We start from the raw sequence: 2,500 nt of genomic DNA on the forward strand, positions 1-2,500 counted from the left end.
TGGTTGCGGGAGCAGGATTTGAACCTGCGACCTTCAGGTTATGAGCCTGACGAGCTACCGGGCTGCTCCATCCCGCGATGAAGTCTTGAAGCGGGAAAGGCGCGCTGTTTTGTGGCGCGCCTTTTGGTTTTTGTCGTTGTTGATCTGATGCGTGTTGGATCCGGGCTTTGAAGACCTGGCGGCGACCTACTCTCCCGCGTCTTGAGACGAAGTACCATTGGCGCTGAGGGTTTTCACGGCCGAGTTCGGGATGGGATCGGGTGCAGGCCCCTCGCCATGACCACCAGGTCATCGAAGGCCGGATGCGATTTCTTCGCGCGTGTTGGCGCGAAGGATTACCAGAGTGAACTGCTGAATGTGCCGAGGCCTTGTTCTGGTCGGCGAGGTTTGTGTGACGAAGATGAAGTATCAAGCCAATGGAGCGATTAGTACCGGTTAGCTCCGTACGTTACCGCACGTCCACACCCGGCCTATCAACGTGATGGTCTTTCACGGCTCTCATAGGGAGTACTGGTTTTGAGGTGGGTTTCCCGCTTAGATGCTTTCAGCGGTTATCCCGACCGTACATAGCTACCCGGCGATGCCGTTGGCACGACAACCGGTACACCAGAGGTACGTTCACCCCGGTCCTCTCGTACTAGGGGCAAATCCTCGCAATACTCCAACACCCACGGCAGATAGGGACCGAACTGTCTCACGACGTTCTGAACCCAGCTCACGTACCACTTTAAATGGCGAACAGCCATACCCTTGGGACCTGCTCCAGCCCCAGGATGTGATGAGCCGACATCGAGGTGCCAAACGACTCCGTCGATATGGACTCTTGGGAGTCATCAGCCTGTTATCCCCAGCGTACCTTTTATCCGTTGAGCGATGGCCCGTCCACGTGGGACCACCGGATCACTATGACCGACTTTCGTCTCTGCTCGACTTGTCAGTCTCGCAGTCAGGCGGGCTTATGCCATTGCACTCGACAGCTGATTTCCGACCAGCCTGAGCCCACCATCGCGCGCCTCCGTTACTCTTTGGGAGGCGACCGCCCCAGTCAAACTACCCACCATGCAGGGTCCCGGCCCCGGATCACGGGGCGCGGTTAGATATCAGAGAACCAAAGGGTGGTATTTCAAGGTTGCCTCCATGCCAACTGGCGCCGGCACTTCAAAGGCTCCCACCTATCCTACACATTCATTCCCTAATACCACTGCAAAGCTATAGTAAAGGTGCATGGGGTCTTTCCGTCTAACCGCGGGTACTCCGCATCTTCACGGAGAATTCAATTTCGCTGAGTTGGTGTTGGAGACAGTGGGGAAGTCGTTACGCCATTCGTGCAGGTCGGAACTTACCCGACAAGGAATTTCGCTACCTTAGGACCGTTATAGTTACGGCCGCCGTTTACTGGGGCTTCGATTCAGAGCTTGCACCCCTCCTCTTAACCTTCCAGCACCGGGCAGGCGTCAGACCCTATACGTCGTCTTATGGACTTCGCAGAGCCCTGTGTTTTTGTTAAACAGTCGCCACCCCCTGCTCTGTGCCCCCCCTCCATGGTTGCCCATGAAGAGGGCCCTCTTCTCCCGAAGTTACGAGGGCAATTTGCCGAGTTCCTTCAACACCATTCTCTCAAGCGCCTTGGTATACTCTACCAGTCCACCTGTGTCGGTTTAGGGTACGGTCTATACGCTGGCGTTATTTCCCGGAACGCCTTCGCTGCCCCCACCAATCCGATAAGGGGGAACAACTTACGGCATTCGTCACGTCCAGCAGGCCCTGGAATATTAACCAGGTTCCCATCGACTACGCCTTTCGGCCTCGCCTTAGGGGCCGGCTCACCCTGCGTGGATTAACCTTGCGCAGGAACCCTTGGACTTACGGCGACAGTGTCTCTCACACTGTTTATCGCTACTCATGTCAGCATTCTCACTTCCGTTACCTCCAGCATGGCTCGCGCCACACCTTCGCAGGCTTGCGGAACGCTCCGCTACTGCGCCACCAGGGACGCTACCCTGATGACACCCACAGCTTCGGTGCATGGCTTTAGCCCCGTTACATTTTCGGCGCAGGACGGCTTAACTAGACCAGTGAGCTATTACGCTTTCTTTAAAGGATGGCTGCTTCTAAGCCAACCTCCTGGCTGTCTTGGCCTTCCCACATCCTTTCCCACTTAGCCATGACTTGGGGACCTTAGCTGGTGGTCTGGGCTCTTCCCCTCTCGACGACGAACCTTAGCACCCGCCGTCTGTCTGCCGGACTATGACCCGTTGGTATTCGGAGTTTGGTTAGGTTTGGTAAGGATCGCTCCCCCCTAGCCCATCCAGTGCTCTACCCCCAACGGTGAACATCCGGCGCTCTACCTAAATAGATTTCGCGGAGAACCAGCTATTTCCGAGTTTGATTGGCCTTTCACCCCTATCCACAGGTCATCCCAAACCTTTTCAACGGTTACGGGTTCGGCCCTCCAGTCGGTGTTACCCGACCTTCAGCCTGCCCATGGATAGATCACCCG

At 56.2% G+C, this 2,500-nt stretch carries 1 tRNA gene and 2 rRNA genes (1 of these 3 cut by a window edge); all 3 read right to left on the reverse strand.

From position 1 onward, the window contains the following. Nucleotides 1–77, reverse strand: a tRNA-Met gene (locus tag A8950_RS15870). A gap of 96 nt (nucleotides 78–173) precedes the next feature. Continuing rightward, nucleotides 174–288: ribosomal RNA gene (gene rrf, locus A8950_RS15875) — 5S ribosomal RNA — on the reverse strand. Nucleotides 289–404: 116 nt separating this feature from the next. After that, nucleotides 405–2,500 (reverse strand): 23S ribosomal RNA (locus tag A8950_RS15880) (it continues 664 nt past the right edge of the window).

The organism is Dongia mobilis, assembly GCF_004363235.1.
Taxonomy (GTDB): Bacteria; Pseudomonadota; Alphaproteobacteria; order Dongiales; family Dongiaceae; genus Dongia; species Dongia mobilis.